Source organism: Rothia nasimurium (assembly GCF_928392795.1).
GTDB lineage: Bacteria > Actinomycetota > Actinomycetes > Actinomycetales > Micrococcaceae > Rothia > Rothia nasimurium_F.
On the sequence record NZ_CAKMTJ010000001.1, the window covers coordinates 94,388 to 111,154 of the forward strand.

General features: G+C 61.5%; 14 protein-coding genes. 8 read left to right on the plus strand and 6 right to left on the minus strand.

Features of this window, described 5'->3' with window-relative positions; all coding sequences use genetic code 11:
- Nucleotides 1-16: 16 nt before the first annotated feature.
- The 3 genes from L6963_RS00455 to L6963_RS00465 form a co-directional block, all read right to left on the minus strand.
- On the minus strand, nt 17-1,489 hold the full coding sequence (locus L6963_RS00455) for a sugar transferase (RefSeq protein WP_237194692.1): 1,473 nt from the start codon (nt 1,487-1,489) through the stop codon (nt 17-19).
- A gap of 177 nt (nt 1,490-1,666) precedes the next feature.
- Nucleotides 1,667-2,443 (minus strand): phosphatase, encoded by a 777-nt coding sequence (locus L6963_RS00460; RefSeq protein WP_237194691.1) that lies wholly within the window; start codon nt 2,441-2,443, stop codon nt 1,667-1,669.
- Between the two features lie 9 nt (nt 2,444-2,452).
- The gene (locus L6963_RS00465) at nt 2,453-3,658 is read right to left on the minus strand and encodes a glycosyltransferase (RefSeq protein ID WP_237194690.1); all 1,206 of its coding nucleotides are present in this window, start codon (nt 3,656-3,658) and stop codon (nt 2,453-2,455) included.
- Nucleotides 3,659-3,774: 116 nt separating this feature from the next.
- Between L6963_RS00465 and alr the strand changes: the two genes are divergently transcribed.
- The 5 genes from alr (at nt 3,775) to tsaD (ending at nt 8,112) form a co-directional block, all read left to right on the plus strand.
- Nucleotides 3,775-5,034, plus strand: coding sequence for an alanine racemase (alr, locus tag L6963_RS00470; protein ID WP_237194689.1), 1,260 nt, complete (start codon nt 3,775-3,777; stop codon nt 5,032-5,034).
- A gap of 3 nt (nt 5,035-5,037) precedes the next feature.
- A complete protein-coding gene (gene tsaE / locus L6963_RS00475; protein WP_237206223.1) occupies nt 5,038-5,637 on the plus strand; it encodes a tRNA (adenosine(37)-N6)-threonylcarbamoyltransferase complex ATPase subunit type 1 TsaE in 600 nt (199 codons plus the stop codon).
- A 174-nt stretch (nt 5,638-5,811) separates the two neighbouring features.
- Nucleotides 5,812-6,489 (plus strand): tRNA (adenosine(37)-N6)-threonylcarbamoyltransferase complex dimerization subunit type 1 TsaB, encoded by a 678-nt coding sequence (tsaB, locus tag L6963_RS00480; RefSeq protein ID WP_237206224.1) that lies wholly within the window; start codon nt 5,812-5,814, stop codon nt 6,487-6,489.
- A complete protein-coding gene (gene rimI, locus L6963_RS00485; protein ID WP_237206225.1) occupies nt 6,489-6,989 on the plus strand; it encodes a ribosomal protein S18-alanine N-acetyltransferase in 501 nt (166 codons plus the stop codon). The genes tsaB and rimI overlap by 1 nt, the downstream gene beginning before the upstream one ends.
- A gap of 16 nt (nt 6,990-7,005) precedes the next feature.
- Nucleotides 7,006-8,112, plus strand: a complete 1,107-nt coding sequence (gene tsaD, locus L6963_RS00490; protein WP_237206226.1) for a tRNA (adenosine(37)-N6)-threonylcarbamoyltransferase complex transferase subunit TsaD — start codon at nt 7,006-7,008, stop codon at nt 8,110-8,112.
- 49 nt (nt 8,113-8,161) lie between these two features.
- Here the strand turns inward: tsaD and L6963_RS00495 are convergent, their stop codons facing one another.
- From L6963_RS00495 to L6963_RS00505, 3 genes are all read right to left on the minus strand, one after another.
- Nucleotides 8,162-9,304 (minus strand): glutamate--cysteine ligase, encoded by a 1,143-nt coding sequence (locus L6963_RS00495; RefSeq protein ID WP_237206227.1) that lies wholly within the window; start codon nt 9,302-9,304, stop codon nt 8,162-8,164.
- A gap of 110 nt (nt 9,305-9,414) precedes the next feature.
- A complete protein-coding gene (locus L6963_RS00500; protein WP_237206228.1) occupies nt 9,415-10,695 on the minus strand; it encodes a class I SAM-dependent methyltransferase in 1,281 nt (426 codons plus the stop codon).
- 259 nt (nt 10,696-10,954) lie between these two features.
- The gene (locus tag L6963_RS00505; protein WP_237194676.1) at nt 10,955-12,157 is read right to left on the minus strand and encodes an MFS transporter; all 1,203 of its coding nucleotides are present in this window, start codon (nt 12,155-12,157) and stop codon (nt 10,955-10,957) included.
- A gap of 264 nt (nt 12,158-12,421) precedes the next feature.
- Here L6963_RS00505 and groES point away from each other — a divergent pair, with 264 nt between their 5' ends.
- The 3 genes from groES to L6963_RS00520 all read left to right on the plus strand — a co-directional run bounded on the left by groES (nt 12,422) and on the right by L6963_RS00520 (nt 16,743).
- Nucleotides 12,422-12,709 carry a co-chaperone GroES gene (gene groES / locus L6963_RS00510; RefSeq protein WP_135013045.1) on the plus strand — a complete coding sequence of 96 codons (288 nt, stop codon included), beginning with the start codon at nt 12,422-12,424 and terminating at the stop codon, nt 12,707-12,709.
- Between the two features lie 55 nt (nt 12,710-12,764).
- A complete protein-coding gene (groL, locus tag L6963_RS00515; RefSeq protein ID WP_237194674.1) occupies nt 12,765-14,360 on the plus strand; it encodes a chaperonin GroEL in 1,596 nt (531 codons plus the stop codon).
- Nucleotides 14,361-14,577: 217 nt separating this feature from the next.
- Nucleotides 14,578-16,743, plus strand: coding sequence for an acyltransferase family protein (locus L6963_RS00520; protein WP_237206229.1), 2,166 nt, complete (start codon nt 14,578-14,580; stop codon nt 16,741-16,743).
- Nucleotides 16,744-16,767: the final 24 nt, after the last annotated feature.

Below are 16,767 nucleotides of genomic sequence, written 5' to 3' on the forward strand. Positions count from 1 at the left end.
TGTAGCCTATCTAACCCTAGTAGGCGCCGTCCTTAGCGAAGACCGCACGAACGGTACGGAAGAGGATAACGATATCTCTCATTACTGACCAGTTCTCAACGTAGTAGAGGTCTAGGCGAATAGATTCTTCCCAGGAGAGGTTGGAGCGACCAGAAACCTGCCAGAGACCGGTGATACCGGGTTTGACGAGAAGGCGGCGGTAGGCGTCTTCTTCGTACTGTTCGACTTCTGAGGGTAGGGGCGGACGGGGGCCCACCAGGGACATATCACCGATAAAGACATTCCAGAGCTGGGGCAGCTCGTCGATAGAGTATTTGCGGATAAACTTGCCGATCTTAGTGATACGGGGGTCATCGGCCATTTTGAAGAGTACACCGTTACCCTCATTTTGATCCATGAGCTCTTTTTTGAGTTCTTCGGCGTTGGTCACCATAGAACGGAACTTGATCATGTGGAAGGGGGTGCCCCGGTAGCCGACGCGTTCCTGGAGGAAGAAGACGGGGCCGCCGTCCTTCTTCACGAGGAGAGCTACAGGGATCAGCAGGGGAGCTAAGAAAATCAGGCCCAGCCCTGAGGCCACCACGTCGATAGCTCGCTTAATGAGGGCCTGCATGCCTTCGATACGCGGGGTGTGGACGTGAATGAGGGGTACACCGTTCAACGGCTGGGTATGGATGCGGGGGCCGGCAATATCGGTCATGGCGGGAGCCATAATCAGGGCAACGTGGGCGGCAGCTAAGGCCCAACCCAGGCGACGCAGTTCTGTGGGGTTGAGGCCGTGGCCGGTAGAGACAGCTACCGCGTGAATGTTATTCTCACGGACTACTTTGAGAACCTCGGAGGCATCGGGGGAGTAACCCAGAGTCGGGATAGCCCCCTGGGCAAGCTGGGTGCCAGGGCGTGAACGGGGAAGATAGGCAGCTACCGGTGAGAGGCCAGAAGTGCGGGCCCCCTGGAGGGTCTTGTAGAGGTGCTCACCAGAGGCCGAATCGCCGATAATCATGACGCGGGACAGGGCTCGACCCCGGTTGCGCCAATGAACCAGCCAGCGGCGTACACCCCAGCGGGCACAGAGTAGGAGCACAATCCCAATGGGATAGGCCAGCACAATGTAGCTACGGGCAAAATCGATCTTGGTCAGATAGGAGAAGATAGCGATGAGCGCAAAAAAGTAGCTGGTTGCTTTCGTGACCAGACGGTACTCGTCCACCCCGTGGCCCAGGTAGCGGATATTGCGACTGTTGGCGATTGTGAGAGCAAATAGCCAGAAGAGACCAAGTAGAATTCCGGTACCTACGTAGCCTAGAGGTAGGCTGGCGCGCCCCATGACCTCTGAATTTTGAAAGCCGAAACTAGCTATATGAGCTAGCGCGATGGAAAGCGCAATGGCTAAAGTATCAGCAAGGTAAAGGGCCCCCTTAATTTTTGGGTGCCAGGTGCGGCGGTTACGGGTTTCGGCCCACCGCTCCTCAATAATCTGTTCGTTCACTAGTGTGTATTCCCCTAAATGATGATGCCTGCTCCGGGTGCGAGAGTGAGATGGGCAGACCTGTACGATTAGGCTTTTAATACTACAGTGCTAGTCGGCCTAAGAGCAGGCCGATTTTCTGAAATATGCTTCACACTTTCAGCTGAAAGTAACTTATCCTTACTGGTCAGGGTGTTCTTAGCTACTGAGACCGGCCTCTGCCAGGATGAAGTCAATCACCGGTTCATAGAGGTGAGGGGTGACATTATCGTCCATGGGCACCGCAACGAGAATTTGCCCTTGCTCGGCTGAAACGAAAAGCCCGGGGTCGTTGCAGTCTGCAATGCCGATGGTGGGTATCCCCGCGGACGCCGCATACCCGGCGAGACCGTGATCGGCAATGACAAGTCCCGGTGTAATTCCTCGTTCCTGGAGCTGGCTCAGTGCCAGCTGCATGGGGCCGGAGAAGTGGGTGTGCTGTAGGTTGCCGTACTGCTCGAACATGATGACATCGAAGATTTGGCGGATATCGCCGTCAAGGAAGCGGTCGCCCTCATTGATGGTCAGGACGGTCGCGCCGTGGGCTTTAGCTGCTGCGGCAAGACGTGCGTAGATAGGGAAGAGACCGGCGGGGTGGCCGGTTGCAAAGAGCAGACTTTTGCCTGCACGAACAGCATCACCGAAGATGCGGGCGTATTCGGTCAGACCGTCGATACAGAGGTCAGTGCTGATCGTGTCTTGACCTTCTCTATGGTCAGGGTCAGCGCTGGTGCCAACCCTGCGGGCCATGAGCTCAAAGATATCGTCAACGGTCCAGTTCCTGGTCCATGTCACACCGAATTCTAGGTGCTCATTACCTTCAACGAAGCCCCGCATATGGGCGAGGTTGTTTTCACGGGCGGTTGCTACTTGCCCGGTGATGCGCGAAGCATTGAGGTAGTCAGCGAACTCTTGGCGGGTCATTGGAAAGGTCATCTGGTTCTCCTAGAGGCGGTTGAGAGTCTGGTAGAGCTGAAGGAAGTTTTGGGCTGTAGCCTGCCAGGTAAAGCTGCGAGCGCGCTCGGCCCCGGCGATGCCCAGTGCATGTCGAAGGTTCGGGTCTCTCACAAGCTGCTCGATGGCGTCCGCCCAGGCGGCAGGCGTCCGCTGGGCTACCAACAGGCCGGTGGCGCCATCGGCCACCGCCTCCCTGAGCCCGTCTACCTTGCTGGCGAGCACCGGGGTGCCGCAGGCAGAGGCCTCCAGGGCAACCAGGCCAAAGGTTTCTGAGGATGAAGGGCAGGTAACGATATCGGCCTTTCGGAAAGCCTGGGCGAGGTCGGGGGTGGGCATCGAGGGAAGTAGGCGGACGCGGTCGCCTAGTCCCAGCTCTTCTGCTCGGGTATCGAGATCCTGTTCATAGTTTGTGCCGGAGGTTCCAATGATGTCGAGGGTAACGTCCAGCTCTCGCGGAAGTAGGCCGAGGGCTTCAACCAGCAGATGAGGGCCCTTAAGGTGCTGGGGGCGGCCGGCAAAGACCAGGTGGGCTGCACCGTCCTGCCCCTCATGAAGAGGGCGGACGCCCTCGCGCGGGGAGAAAACAGAAAGGTCAACGCCGGGGGCTACCGTCACCAGTTGGGATTCTTGTGCCCCGTAGAAGTCGCGCATCTGGGCTGCCTCATACTCCGTATTGACCACTAGAGCGGCGGCCCTGCGGACCAGCGCCTGCTCACCACGCAAACGTACCTCGGGCTCTGGACACTCGCCCTCACCCAGCCGGGCGTTCTTAGCAGCTGCGGTGGTGTGCATTGTATGAACGAGCGGTACCTGCGGGTAGGCGGCAAGAGCCGCCAGACCCGAGAGCCAGTAGTGACTGTGAATCAACTGGGGTGGTCGCGACGCTATAGCCCGAACGGCCATAGCAAAGCCCGGAACCAGCTCAGGTAAATCTTCCTTACGGGCTCCTTCAGTTTCAGGCAGGTAGAGAGCGGTAACGGTGGCCCGCTCGTGATACCGTACCTGCCCAGCTTGCTGGCGGTCGGTTGCCAGCGTAAAAACTTCCACGGTTAGCTGGGGGTTGACCTCAAGAAGAGCCGCCAAAGAACGCTCAATATAGACGTTCATGCCGCCAGCATCCCCTGATCCGGGTTGGGCCAGGGGTGAGGTATGCAGCGAAAAGATATGCAGGTGCAGCGGAAAAGAAAAACTCACACCTCTACTCTACCCCTGCCACATCTGCCCGCGCTCTGTAGGCGTCAGCGCAGGTGCGCTAACGGCAAACTCAACTAAGCTAGAGAAGAAAAGACCCTACGCCCAAGGATGACACCGTGTCTATCGACAGCCTCTACCGCGCCCACGGCTTCGTGCCCCTTGACGCTCCCACAGATGCAGAACGCCTCGCCGTCATCGACCTGGATGCCGTTGAACATAACGTCCGGCGCATCAAAACCCTCATCGGGCAGCGCGCCCTCATTGCCGTGGTCAAAGCGGACGCCTACGGGCACGGGGCTCTCGACGTAGCCCGATCAGCGGTGGCGGCAGGAGCTGACTACCTGGGCGTCGTCCACGTCAAAGAAGCCCGCACACTCCGCGCCGGCGGTGTTACAGCCCCCATTATCGCCTGGCTCCACACCCCCCGAACTGACTTTTCCCAAGCCCTCACAGACAACCTCGAATTGGGCGTCTCAAGCACCTGGGAACTTGACGCCATTGCAACCGCCCACCGTGTCAGCGGGCAGCACGAGCCGGTCAAGGTTCACCTCAAAGTAGATACCGGCCTAGGCCGCAACGGTGTGACCATGAGCGAACTACCGGCGCTCGCCGCCGCCGCCCGCCAGCTCGAAGAGGACGGGGTGCTGCAGGTGGTCGGGGTCTTCTCCCACCTGGCAGTAGCTGACGAACCAGAACGTACCGAAACAGCAGAGCAGTCCCAGACCTTCGACCGGGCACTAGACCTCCTGCACTCTGCCGGCCTGCGACCGACCCTGCGCCACCTTGCTAATACTCCCGCGACCTTCAGCGCGGCGTCCGTCGGTGCTGAAGAAGGCCTGCTGCGGGACGCCGTCCGGGTGGGCCTCGGTCTCTATGGTCTTTCACCCCTGGCCGGGCAGACCCCCGCTGACCTGGGGCTTAAGCCGGTCATGCACCTGCAAACCTTCATCAACGCAGTCAAGGAAGTCCCCGCAGGCCAAGGCGTCTCCTACGGCCTTAACTACGTGACCGACAAACCTACGACCCTGGCCCTGGTGCCGGTTGGCTACGCGGACGGCGTTCCCCGAGTCGCAACCGGCGGGCCGGTCCGTATTTACCCGGCATCCGGTCCCGCCCGAACCTACCTGGCAGTGGGACGAATTGCCATGGACCAGCTGGTCGTAGACCTCGGTGAACCCGGTTTGGCTGACCCCGCAGCTGGCTTCCTGGGTGCCCCCGCCGTCCTCTTCGGAACCGGCGATAACCCACCAGTCACCGACTGGGCAGAAGCGGCTGGAACCATCAACTACGAAATCGTCACCCGCATCTCCCCGCGCGTCACCCGCATCAGCGTCGGCGGATCCTGGCGCCAGCGAGACACCGAAAGCGAGCAGTAAACCGTGACCGACCGCGTCCTTGACCTCGAAATCACCGGCCCCGAGCACACCCGCGCCATCGCCCTGGCTCTAGCCCCCCTCCTCACCGCGGGCGACGTCCTGATTCTCACCGGCGAACTGGGAGCCGGCAAAACCACCTTCACCCGCTCCCTCGGCGAAGGACTCGGCGTGCGTGAGGGCGTCATCTCACCCACCTTCGTCCTCTCCCGCGTCCACCCCAATCTACCGGACGGCCCTCGCCCCGGCGGGCCTGACCTCGTCCACGTTGATGCCTACCGACTCGCCAGCTCAGAAGAGCTCGACGACCTCGACCTCGAATACTCCCTCGACCGGTCCGTCACCGTCATCGAATGGGGCCGCGACAAAGCCGAACACCTCTCAGAATCTATTCTCGATCTGGAATTTACCCGGGTGACAGGCGCAGACCTGGCCGAAACAGACCCCTACGCCCTCTACGCCCCCGGAAGCTGGGAAGAAGACGACGAGGACGATGGAGCCCCCGAACCACGCCGCCTCCGCCTCATCGGGAGCGGGCCCCGCTGGGAAAATGCTTGGGATGAGATGGTAGAGAAGCTGAGCGGTAGCGGGGCGGAGGGCGCATAGGGGCTTTTGGGAACACCGCGGGCTCGCGCTCGCTGCCGACCCTCTCGCATGGTTCGCTTCGCTCACAATGCGATTCACGCCAGCCGCCGAGCCAGCAGCTTCGCTGCGAGCCCGCGGTGCTTCAGGAAATACCTATCACATAGTCTCCGAGCCTAAACACGCTAGACTGGTGGGGTGCTTATTCTTGCTCTTGATTCATCCGCTATTGCTTCTGTCGCCCTGGGACGCCTGGACGGGCAGACCCTAACTCTGCTCGCTTCACGGTCAACCGAAGACACCCGCTCTCACGCCGAAGTGATGGCTCCCTTCGTCACCGAGGTATTGGCTGAAGCTGGAGTAACGGGCCAAGATGTTGACGCTGTGATAACCGGTACCGGCCCCGGCCCCTTTACCGGCCTACGCGCCGGCATCGTCACCGCCCGTTCCCTGGCCTTTGCCTGGAACAAGCCCCTCTACGGAATCATGAGTCTTACCGCCCTCGCAGAACGTGCGGAAGGTACCGCGCGGGCATCCGGTCATACACGTTTTCTTGTCGCCTCAGATGCCCGCCGCAAGGAAATATACTCGGCTGTCTATGAACTGACCGAGAGCGGCTACCAGCTGGAGAACGGCCCCACCGTCGGCCCGGCCAGCGAGGCACCCGACCTGCCAGCCTACGGTTTTGGTACCTCCCTTTACCCGGAGGCTCTGGACGCCCAGGCAGGCTTTGAACACGTCCAGCCGGACGCCGCCGCCCTGCTGGCAGCCGCTGCCCGCCTGGGCCTGGCCCAGCTGAGCACCGACACCAGCGCCCTCTACCTGCGCGAATCCGATGCCAAGGTGCCCGCCGCCCGCAAGAAGGCCAGTGTCTAATGCTACTGACTGACCTCCCCACGGGTCTGGCCGACGGAGCCCAAGCCAGGGAAATGACCCTGCACGATGTCCCAGCCGTCCATACCCTAGAACTTGACCTCTTCCCGGCCGATGCCTGGCCCCTGGAGATGTTCCTTGCCGAAATCACCCACGAAACCCGGGGATATGTCGTCCTGGAAATCCCTACAGAAACCGGTCCGCAGGTTATCGGCTATGCCGGGCTCATGAGCGTAGCCGACACCGCCGACGTGCAAACCATCGCTGTTGCCCCAGCCTACGAGGGGCACGGCTACGGGCGGGCCCTGCTCGATTTTCTCGCCCGCGAGGCAGCTGCCCGCGGCGCTGAACAGATACTGCTGGAGGTACGCGCCGACAACCCCCGGGCCCAGGATCTCTACATGAAAAACGGCTATCGGCAGATCCATGTGCGCCGCCGCTACTACAACGACGGGGTCGACGCCCTCATCATGCGCCGCGACCTCACCCAACAGACCGCCTAGCAAGGAGAAACCAGCCATGACCGCTAAAACCGAACCCCTGGTGCTGGGTATTGAGTCCTCCTGCGACGAAACCGGTATCGGTATTGTGCGGGGCTCAACCCTGCTAACCAACACCGTCTCGTCCTCCATGAACGAGCACGTGCGCTTTGGCGGGGTCATCCCTGAAATTGCCTCCCGCGCCCATCTAGACGCCATGGTCCCGGCCCTTCAAGCAGCCCTGGACGAAGCCCAGGTCAGCCTGGACGATCTGGACGCTATTGCCGTGACCGCTGGCCCCGGCCTGGCCGGTGCCCTCATGGTGGGGGTCTCTGCGGCCAAGGCCCTGGCTACCGCCACCGGCAAGCCCCTCTACGGCATCAACCACCTGGTTGCCCACGTGGGCGTGGGCCTGCTCGATGATTGCGGGATTGAGGGGCACACCGCTGATTTTCTGGACGGCCTGCCGAGCGAGGGAATTGGCGCCCTGCTGGTCTCCGGTGGGCACACCGAAATCCTGGCCGTGCGCGATATTACTGGGGATGTTGAGTTGCTGGGCGCCACCCTGGACGATGCCGCCGGCGAAGCCTACGACAAGGTGGCCCGGCTGCTAGGTCTGCCCTACCCGGGTGGGCCGGTAATTGACCGGGTTGCTAAGGACGGCAACGGGGCGGCTTTCGCCTTCCCCCGCGGCCTGTCAACCCGCAAGTTTATGGGCACCGCTGAGGAGCCCGGCCCCCACCGCTACGACTTTTCTTTCTCTGGTCTAAAGACCGCTGTTGCCCGCGTCGTTGAGGGCATTGAGGCCCGGGGAGAAGAAGTGCCGGTTGCTGATATCGCAGCTTCTTTCCAGGAGGCTGTGGTCGATGTGATTACCAAGAAAGCTATGCTGGCCTGCACCGAACGCGGCATCACCACCCTGTTGTTGGGTGGGGGCGTGGCCGCGAACTCCCGCCTGCGTGAGCTCACCGCCCAGCGCTGTGCCGAGCACGGTATCAAGCTGGTAATTCCCCAGCTGAGTCTGTGCACCGATAACGGGGCCATGGTGGCGGCCCTGGGTGCCCGTCTGGTGTCTGAGGGACGGGCGCCGTCGGGTATCGACTTCACGGCAGACTCGTCCCTACCCGTCACTAAGATTTCGCTCTAAACGGGGGGCAGACAAGCGCACAGATGCGCGCGAGGGGCTGGAGAGAGACTTACAGCCCCTCGATGGCCTGGGCAGTGAGGTCATCCACCACTGCTTTGAGGTCACCCCCGTGTTCAGCTGCGACGCGGCGCTGGCGCTGGTAGCCCGCCCCTGTCAGGCAGATACGCTCCACGTCAGCCAGCTCAGCGGCGCAGCCTAGGTCAGTGGCGATGCCTTCCAGCTTGTTCAGTAACCCCAGTGTATCTTCGGTGACCAGGCGTTCGGTGTTCTGGTTATCGAGAATGACGATGGCTTCGGTACCGTAGCGGGCAGCCCGCCATTTGTTTTCCTGTACGTGCCAGGGCTTGAGGGGCTCAATGCGCTTACCTGCATCGAGCTGGCGGGAGAACCACTCCACCAGGCACTGGGTAAAAGCGGTCAGAGCCGTGATATCACGAATAGAGGCCAGCCCGTCGTAGGCCCGCATTTCTACCGTGCCGTATTTGGGTACGGGGCGGACGTCCCACCGGTTCTCGCTGGGGTCGTCAATGACGCCGGTGACCACCAGGTCGTTGAGGTAGTCCTCGTAGTCTTCCCAGCGTTCGAAGGTGAAGGGCAGGCCAGAGGTGGGTAGCTGCTGGAAAATCTGGGCCCGCTGGGAGGCGAACCCGGTATCTTCCCCTTCCCAGAAGGGGGAGGACGCCGAGAGAGCCAGAAGGTGGGGGTAGAAGTTGGTGAGCCCGTTGAGCACCGGCAGGGCTTTATCGCGAGAATCAACCCCGGTGTGTACGTGTACCCCGTAGATGATTTGGCGGCGGCCCCAGAACTGGGAGCGGTCGAGCACCCGCAGGTAGCGATCCTTATCAACGACTTTTTGGTCCAGGGCCCGGGAGAAGGGGTGGGTGCCGGCAGAGAAGAAGGCTAGGCCCAGCTGGTCGGTGATGTCTTTCAGGACGCCGGTGGCCTGGGTGAGCTGGTCGGCGGCCTCCGCCGGGGTTCGGCAGATGCCGGTGACAAGTTCAACGGTGTTATTCAAAAATTCGCCGGTGATATGGGCCCGGTCCGGGGCTGCTTCAAGAACCTGCGGGTGCTGTTCTTGCAGTAGTGCTAGCACTTCGTCTGCGCGGGATGCCAGTTCGCGGGTTTCGGGGTCGATGAGGGCGACCTCCCATTCCACTCCAATCGTGGACTGGTCTGAGGGGTGAAAAATCATGCGCTGGCTCCAGGGTCTCGGTGCGGTGCTGGTTCTATCTTAGGGGCAGGGGCTAGCGCAGAAGAATCCGGCTCACTCTATGACGTTCCTGGCGAGATAGACGTAATAAACTAGGCTGGCTCAGCCCAGATGGCCATACGCTGGGAGGCTGCTCCCTCGCCCAACCGGGTCAGGATGAGAACGGCTTCTTTCGTGGCAGTTCCCTTTTTCTTTTTCACCCCGGCGAGCAGGGTTGCCCGGAGCTTTTCAGGAACCACATCGACTCCCCGCTTTTTGACGGTCAGGGCGGTAATACCCTGCTCTTTGACCCAGCGGCGCAACTTTTTCTCGTTGAGGGGCATTGTACCCAGGACGCGGTAGGCCCGGCCCAGCGGGCTAGGGGCGGGGGAGTCTGAGGTCAGGTAGGCGATATTCTCATCAAGCAGGGTAGCCCCGATCGCTCGGGCAAAATCTGCCACCAGGTGGGAGCGCACTACCGCACCGTCAGGCTCAATCAGGTAAGCACCCAGCTCAGTGATCTCAACCGGCTCTTCATCAGCTGACGCTGCAAGCGGTGAACTGATCTCACCCAGCACCTGCCGGGTGGTGGCGTCCGCCCCTAGAACTGTAGCTGACCGGGCAATCCCGGGGCGGGCTAGGGCATTGAACCAGAGTACCACCTCAACCACGGACCCGCCGTGACTGACCCACTCGGCCTCCACTCCGCTTGGAATGGCCTCGTGGGGCAGTCCCGGGCCTAGCTTGACCCCCATAGGAATTCCGGTTGCCGCCAGTTTCTGCAGGAAGGAAAAGGGCGGGGAGAAAGCTTCGGGGTCAAAAAGGCGGGAGGTGGTAGAGCCGCCTTCAATCTCTCGGCGGGCTGGGTCTAGCCAGAGGGCGGCGACGCGCTCGCCGCTCACGGTGGTGAGTTTTTCGAGATCGACCTGTTCTACATCGCCCACGAGCACCTGGGCGGACGGGTAGGGGGAGAGATTGTGGGCGGTCAGGGATGCCGTGGCGGGGTCGAGCTCAACGGACGTCACCGCTAACCCTGCGCGGGCAAAGGCGAGGGAGTCTGCCCCCAGGCCACAGCCTAAATCAGCAACTGAGGTGAGTCCGGCCTCGACGAAGCGGGCGGCGTGGTGGTCGGCGACGGCGGCGCGGGTTGCCTGCTCATAGCCGGCCTCGGTGAAAAGCATGTGCGAGGCTTCTTCCCCGAACTTGGTAGCCCCCAGCGTGCGGAGACGGGCCTGGGTCAGCAGGGCTGATGAGTCCTCGGCGCTGATACCTTGAGCCCGGAGCTTGGAGACCGCCTGCAGGGAGTCAGCGGGGTTGTAGGGGATGAGCTGGTCAAGGGTTGCTAGCTGGTCAGCTGAGAAAGGGTGGGCGCCGGCGCGGGGGAAAGAAGTCATGCACCTAGTTTAAAGGGTGAGGCGGGGGAAGACCCGCTGAAAGCCGACTGGCTGGGTCTGGCGTGAATCGAGCGAGCCGGAGGGGCAGGGGGAAGCGCCATACGCCCGCTGGCTCGGGGCTGGCGTGAATCGAGCGAGCGGGAGAGGGCAGGGGTTGACCCGCTGAAAGCCGACTGGCTGGGTCTGGCGTGAATCGGGCGAGCCCTCCAGGGCGAGCCCGAGAGGGTCAGTCGGCGCAAGCGGGTCTCCCCCGCCCCTCTTACGTGCCTTTTCTCCCCGTAGGCAGCTTTGTGATGGGCTGGGTCGCGAGCGCCCAGACAGCTCCGCCCAGGGCGCTAGAGCCGATGACGGTAAAGGCCACCGGGAGTGAAGAGATCAGCATGATGCCAGAGACCGCCAGGGGCCCTGCGACGATGGCGACCTGGGAGAACATGGACCAGATGGAGAGGAATTTGGCGCGTCCGACGTTGGGGGAGAGGTCGGCGCCGATGGTCATGTTGATGCCGGCGCCGAAGCCGTTGCCGATGGCCATGAGGGCAAGACCCGCGATGAAGCCGGCGCTGGTGGGCAGTAGGGGCACGAGGATGAAGCCTGCGCCGAAGATGCTGAGGCAGAGGGCGAGGACGGCGGAGCGTCCTACTCGGTCTTTGAGGTAGCCTCCGGGGACCATGAGGACCATTTCGAGGGCTGATCCCAGGGCAATGGCTAGGGCGATCTGGGAGTCGCTCCACCCCAGGTGCAGGCCCCAGAGGGCGGCGACGATGGGTTGGGTTACTCGGCTCATGGCGAGGGTGATGATGCCGAGGCCTGCGACCCAGACGGCGGGCCAGCGGACGGCTAGGGCGAGGTCTTCTTCGGTGCGGTTTGAGCGGGCTGTGCTGGTGGCGGTGTCGAAACGCTGGTTGAGTTTGCGGATGCGCAGGCAGAGAGTGGCTGCGACGACGAGGGCGAGGGCGAAGAAGAAGACTGTCCAGAGGGGGAGCCAGAGAAGGAGGAGGGCTGAGGCGAGGGGCCCGGCGAGGGCGCCTGCTCGTTGGGCGCCGCCGAGGGCGGTCATGGCTTTGCCACGGTCTTGGGCAGCGACAGTTTCTGCTAGTACGGCTTGTCGGGCGAGCCCCCAGGCGACGGTGGCCGGTACGCGGGCGACGTGGGCGAAAAAGTAGAGCCATAGAGCCCCTGCCAGGGGTAGGGCGAGGGAGAGCGCTGAGAGGGTGAGGGCTCCAGAGGCGCTGAGGGTTGCCCAGGTCATGGCTCGTTTGTCGCCTACACGGTCGATGCCTGCCCCTACCGGGACGGTGCAGATGAGGGCGAGGACGCCCGCGGCGGCTACCAGCAGGGAGGCGAGTTCGGGTGAGGCTCCTAGCCTAATAGCTGCAATGATTTGGACGGGAACGACAGCCCCGAAGCCGGCGGCGAAGAGGAAGGAGGGGACGAGTACCGGCCAGAAGATGAGTTTGAGCATGTTTAGCCTTTCTGCCGGGTTTGGGGCTTTCAACCTGTATTTTATTGCACATCAGTGGTGATGCTGGTGGTGCGCTGTCTGCGAAACCGGCGCCTTATCTTGCCCGTAGGGGGTGAGGGGAATAAAGTTTTAGTTAGCACTTGACCGCTGACAGTGCTAAAAGGCAGTCGGTAGCACCGCGACGATACCGACTTGGCTTTCTTAGCGCGTCATGGTCACCCCGTAAGTTTTACGCTGAGAACCCACTCAAAGGAGTACCTCACCATGGCTATCAAGCCCCTCGAAGACCGCATTGTTGTTCAGATCGTCGAAGCAGAGCAGACCACCGCATCCGGCCTGGTCATCCCCGATACCGCCAAGGAAAAGCCCCAGGAGGCTAAGGTTATCGCTGTTGGCCCCGGCCGCATCGACGACAAGGGCAACCGTATTCCCGTTGACGTAGCTGAGGGCGACGTTGTCATCTTCTCCAAGTACGGTGGCACCGAAGTTAAGTACGGTGGCGCTGAGTACCTGATCCTGTCAGCCCGCGACGTACTGGCTGTCGTTTCCTAAGTTTTCGCTGTTTCTACCGAATACAACACGAAACACGAGAAAGAAGTAAGGATTCATGGCAAAACAGCTTGAATTCAATGATGATGCGCGCAAGCACCTGCAGGCAGGCGTTGATAAGCTTGCTAACGCTGTCAAGGTGACCCTGGGCCCCCGCGGCCGTAATGTGGTGCTTGATAAGCAGTGGGGCGCACCCATCATTACCAACGACGGTGTATCTATTGCCCGCGAGATTGAACTGGAAAACCCCTACGAAAACCTGGGTGCCCAGCTTGCTAAGGAAGTAGCTACCAAGACTAACGATGTTGCTGGCGACGGTACCACCACCGCAACCGTCCTGGCCCAGGCTCTGGTTTCTGAGGGCCTGCGTAACGTCACCTCGGGCGCTGCCCCCGGTGAGGTCAAGCGCGGCATCGAGACCGCTACCAAGCTGGTGTCAGAGCGCCTGCTGGCTAATGCGCGCGAGGTAACCGGCGAAGAGGTTGCTCACGTGGCAGCTATTTCTGCCCAGTCACCCCAGATTGGTGAGCTGCTCTCTGAGGCTTTCAGCAAGGTAGGCCAGGACGGCGTTATCACCATCGAGGACGGCTCCACTACCGAGATTGAGCTCGAAGTGACCGAGGGTATGCAGTTCGATAAGGGCTACCTCTCACCCTCCTTCGTCACCGACCCCGAGCGCGCCGAGGCTGTTCTAGAGAACACCGCGATTCTGCTCTACCAGGGCAAGATTTCAACCGTGGCTGAGATTATGCCCGTGCTTGAGAAGATTGTTCAGGCTAAGAAGCCCCTGACCATCATCGCTGAAGACGTGGATGGCGAAGCCCTCTCCACCCTGGTTGTTAACAAGCTGCGCGGCAACCTCGATGTCGTTGCCCTGAAGGCACCCGGTTTTGGTGACCGCCGTAAGGCAATCTTCCAGGACCTGGCTATCCTGACCGGCGGTACCGTTATTACCGGTGAACTGGGTATTTCCCTGGATGCCGTCACCCTGGACCAGCTTGGTTCAGCCCGCCGCGTGACCGTCACCAAGAACAACACCACCATCGTTGATGGTGGCGGTACTTCTGAGGCTGTTGCTGAGCGCGTTGACCAGCTCCGCGCCGAAATTGAGCGCGTGGACTCCGAGTGGGACCGCGAAAAGCTCAAGGAACGCCTGGCCAAGCTGGCCGGTGGCGTGGGTGTCATCAAGGTGGGTGCAGCTACCGAGGTTGAGGCCAAGGAACGCAAGCACCGCATCGAGGACGCCGTGTCCTCCACCCGCGCAGCACTCGAAGAGGGCATCGTCGCAGGTGGCGGTACCGCCCTGGTTCACGCCCTGGCAGCCCTGGACGGCGTTGAGCTCGAATCCCGCGATGCCCAGGTGGGTGTAGACATCGTCCGCCGCGCCCTGGTTCAGCCCCTGCGCTGGATCGCGGAGAACGCCGGCGAGGACGGCTACGTGGTCACCTCCCGCGTTGCCGACATGCCCATCGGTCACGGCTTCAACGCCGCCACCGGTGAGTACGAGGACCTGATTGCCCGCGGCGTCATCGACCCCGTCAAGGTCACCCGTTCAGCCCTGGAAAACGCGGCCTCCATCGCTGCCCTGGTGCTGACCACCGAGACCCTGGTTGTTGAAAAGCCCGAAGAGAAGGACGAGGACGAGGCCAAGTAAAGGCCCCGCCCCCGCACTCAAGGCCTTACCGGGCCACTTGAGGCAGAACAACCCCTGCCCCTACCGTGACTAACACCGTAGGGGCAGGGGTTTGCTTTTTAAAGCAAATTTTCAGTCGCCGGGAGTAACATTTTTAACTCGGTGTCTTCCTGCCAGTTACCTTTCAATAACTGACTTTCTGGCACCAGATGATTGCCAGCAAAGGAGGTAGACCGCAGTGCCCCGCCCAGCAAGCGAGACCAAGCCAGCCACCGGCACCATCGCAACCGTCACTCGTTCAGCAGAACGCGCCTGGCGCCCCGAGATTCAGGGGCTGCGTGCGCTCGCCCTCCTGCTGGTTGCCGCCTACCACTTCTGGTTTGGTCGTGTATCGGGCGGTGTCGATGTCTTCCTGTTGATTTCAGCGTTTTTGTTGACCGGCTCTTTTGCTCGCAAGATTGAGCAGGGCAAGCTGGTAGGGCCCGGCACCTGGTTCGGCCTAAAGACTCTGGTGGCCTATTGGGTTCATGTCTTTAAACGCCTCCTGCCCCTGGCTTCTATTACCGTTGTTCTGACCCTCTTGGGCACCTACTTCTTTATCCCGGCAGAGCGTTGGCTGGCGATTGCCGATGAGGCAAAGGCCGTGATTCTGTACCAGCACAACAACTGGTCGATCGAGAACGCGGTGGACTACTACGCTACCGACACCTCGCTGGCCTCACCCTTCCGGCATTTTTGGTCCCTGTCGGTCCAGGGGCAGATGTATGTGCTGTGGCCCCTGCTGATGGTGATACTTGCCCTGGTGCTGGGGAAGCGTATGAGGGGCTCTGCCCGCTGGGCTTTAAGCGGTGCCTTTGCTACCCTTTTTGCGGTGTCGCTGACCCACTCAATTGAGGTCACCGCAACCAACCAGCAGGCCGCCTACTTTGAAACCGAGGCCCGCCTCTGGGAATTTGCGCTGGGCTCTCTTGTAGCTCTCTGGTTGCCTGTCCTTAAATTCCCCCCGCTTGTACGCGCGGTTCTGGGGTGGGCAGGTATTGCCGCTATCGTTGCCTGCGGTTTCGTACTGGACGTTAACGGAACCTTCCCCGGCTACGTAGCCTTGTGGCCCACCCTGGCAGCTTCGCTCGTCATTATTGCGGGAGACACCGGCACCCGCTTCGGACCCGAGAAACTGCTGACGGCTAAGCCCCTGCTGGCCCTGGGCGGTTTTTCCTATGCCCTCTATTTGGTGCACTGGCCGATTCTCGTCTTTTACCTGGCGCAGACCCGCCAGGAAAAGGCGGGTTTCTGGGCTGGGCTTGGCCTGCTTCTTCTGTCGGGTGTGCTGGCCTGGGCTCTAACCCAGCTGGTCGAAAAGCCCCTGCGAGACTGGGCGCTACCCAACCGGTCTGTGTTTGCGGGTCTGGTCACTGGTGCGGTGTGCGTGGGTCTTGCTCTTGCTCCCTCCTACGCCTGGCAGTCCTCCATCTACCGGCAGGCTGAGCAGGCAGAAGCTAACCGCACCCTCAATAACGTGGGGGCAGCAGTGCTCCAGCCCGACTACGAATACACAGGGGAAGAAGACGCCCCCGTCATCCCCATCCGTGCCGTGCTCGATGCGGATTGGGCTGACCTGGGCACAGCCTGCACCGATGTGACCCCCGAGCTGGCCGTTCCCGATTCTCTTGCCGGGGATTGCACCTACGTCGCCTACTCACCCCAGCCCAGCCGAACCATCGTGGCCTGGGGTAACTCCCACATGCAAATGTGGATGACGGCCATGCGTCCGCTCGCCCAATCCCAGGGCTGGACGGTCATCGCCCTGACCCGCCCCGGCTGCTTCCTCGGTGAAACCGACAACACCGCCTACGCCAGCGGCTTTGAATGTGATTCCTGGGCAAGCGACAGTGCTGCCTTCATCCAGGACCTAGGCCCAGATACCGTCCTGCTCCACGGCACCAAATCAGAACCCAACCTGCCCGACACCCCGCTGCTCGATGCTGAAAGCCGTATCGCGGAACTTACCGGCGCAGGCATCCAGGTGCTGGGCCTGCGTGACACTCCGCGCATGGAAACCATGCACAAGGACTGCATGGACGCCTTCGGCACGGCGGACGACTGCGTCATGAGCCCCGGCCAGGACGTCACCGCCAACCCCCTCAGCTCCCTCGAAGAAACCTACCCGGGTTTTGCTGCCCTCAACCTCTCTGACCTGATTTGCCCCGAGAACGCCTGCCCGGCGTCCATCGGTAACGTTTACACCTACTTCGACTACGACCACATCACCGCAACCTATATCGAAACCCTGAGCCCCTACTTCGACCCGCGCGTGCTCGAAGCCCTGGGCAAAGCCGATGCTAGTTCACAGGCACATACTCAACTTGTGCCGGCCGGAAGCGCCCCCTACGAGGTCGTGGAATAGAAACGGCGGGGGAGGGGTTTCACC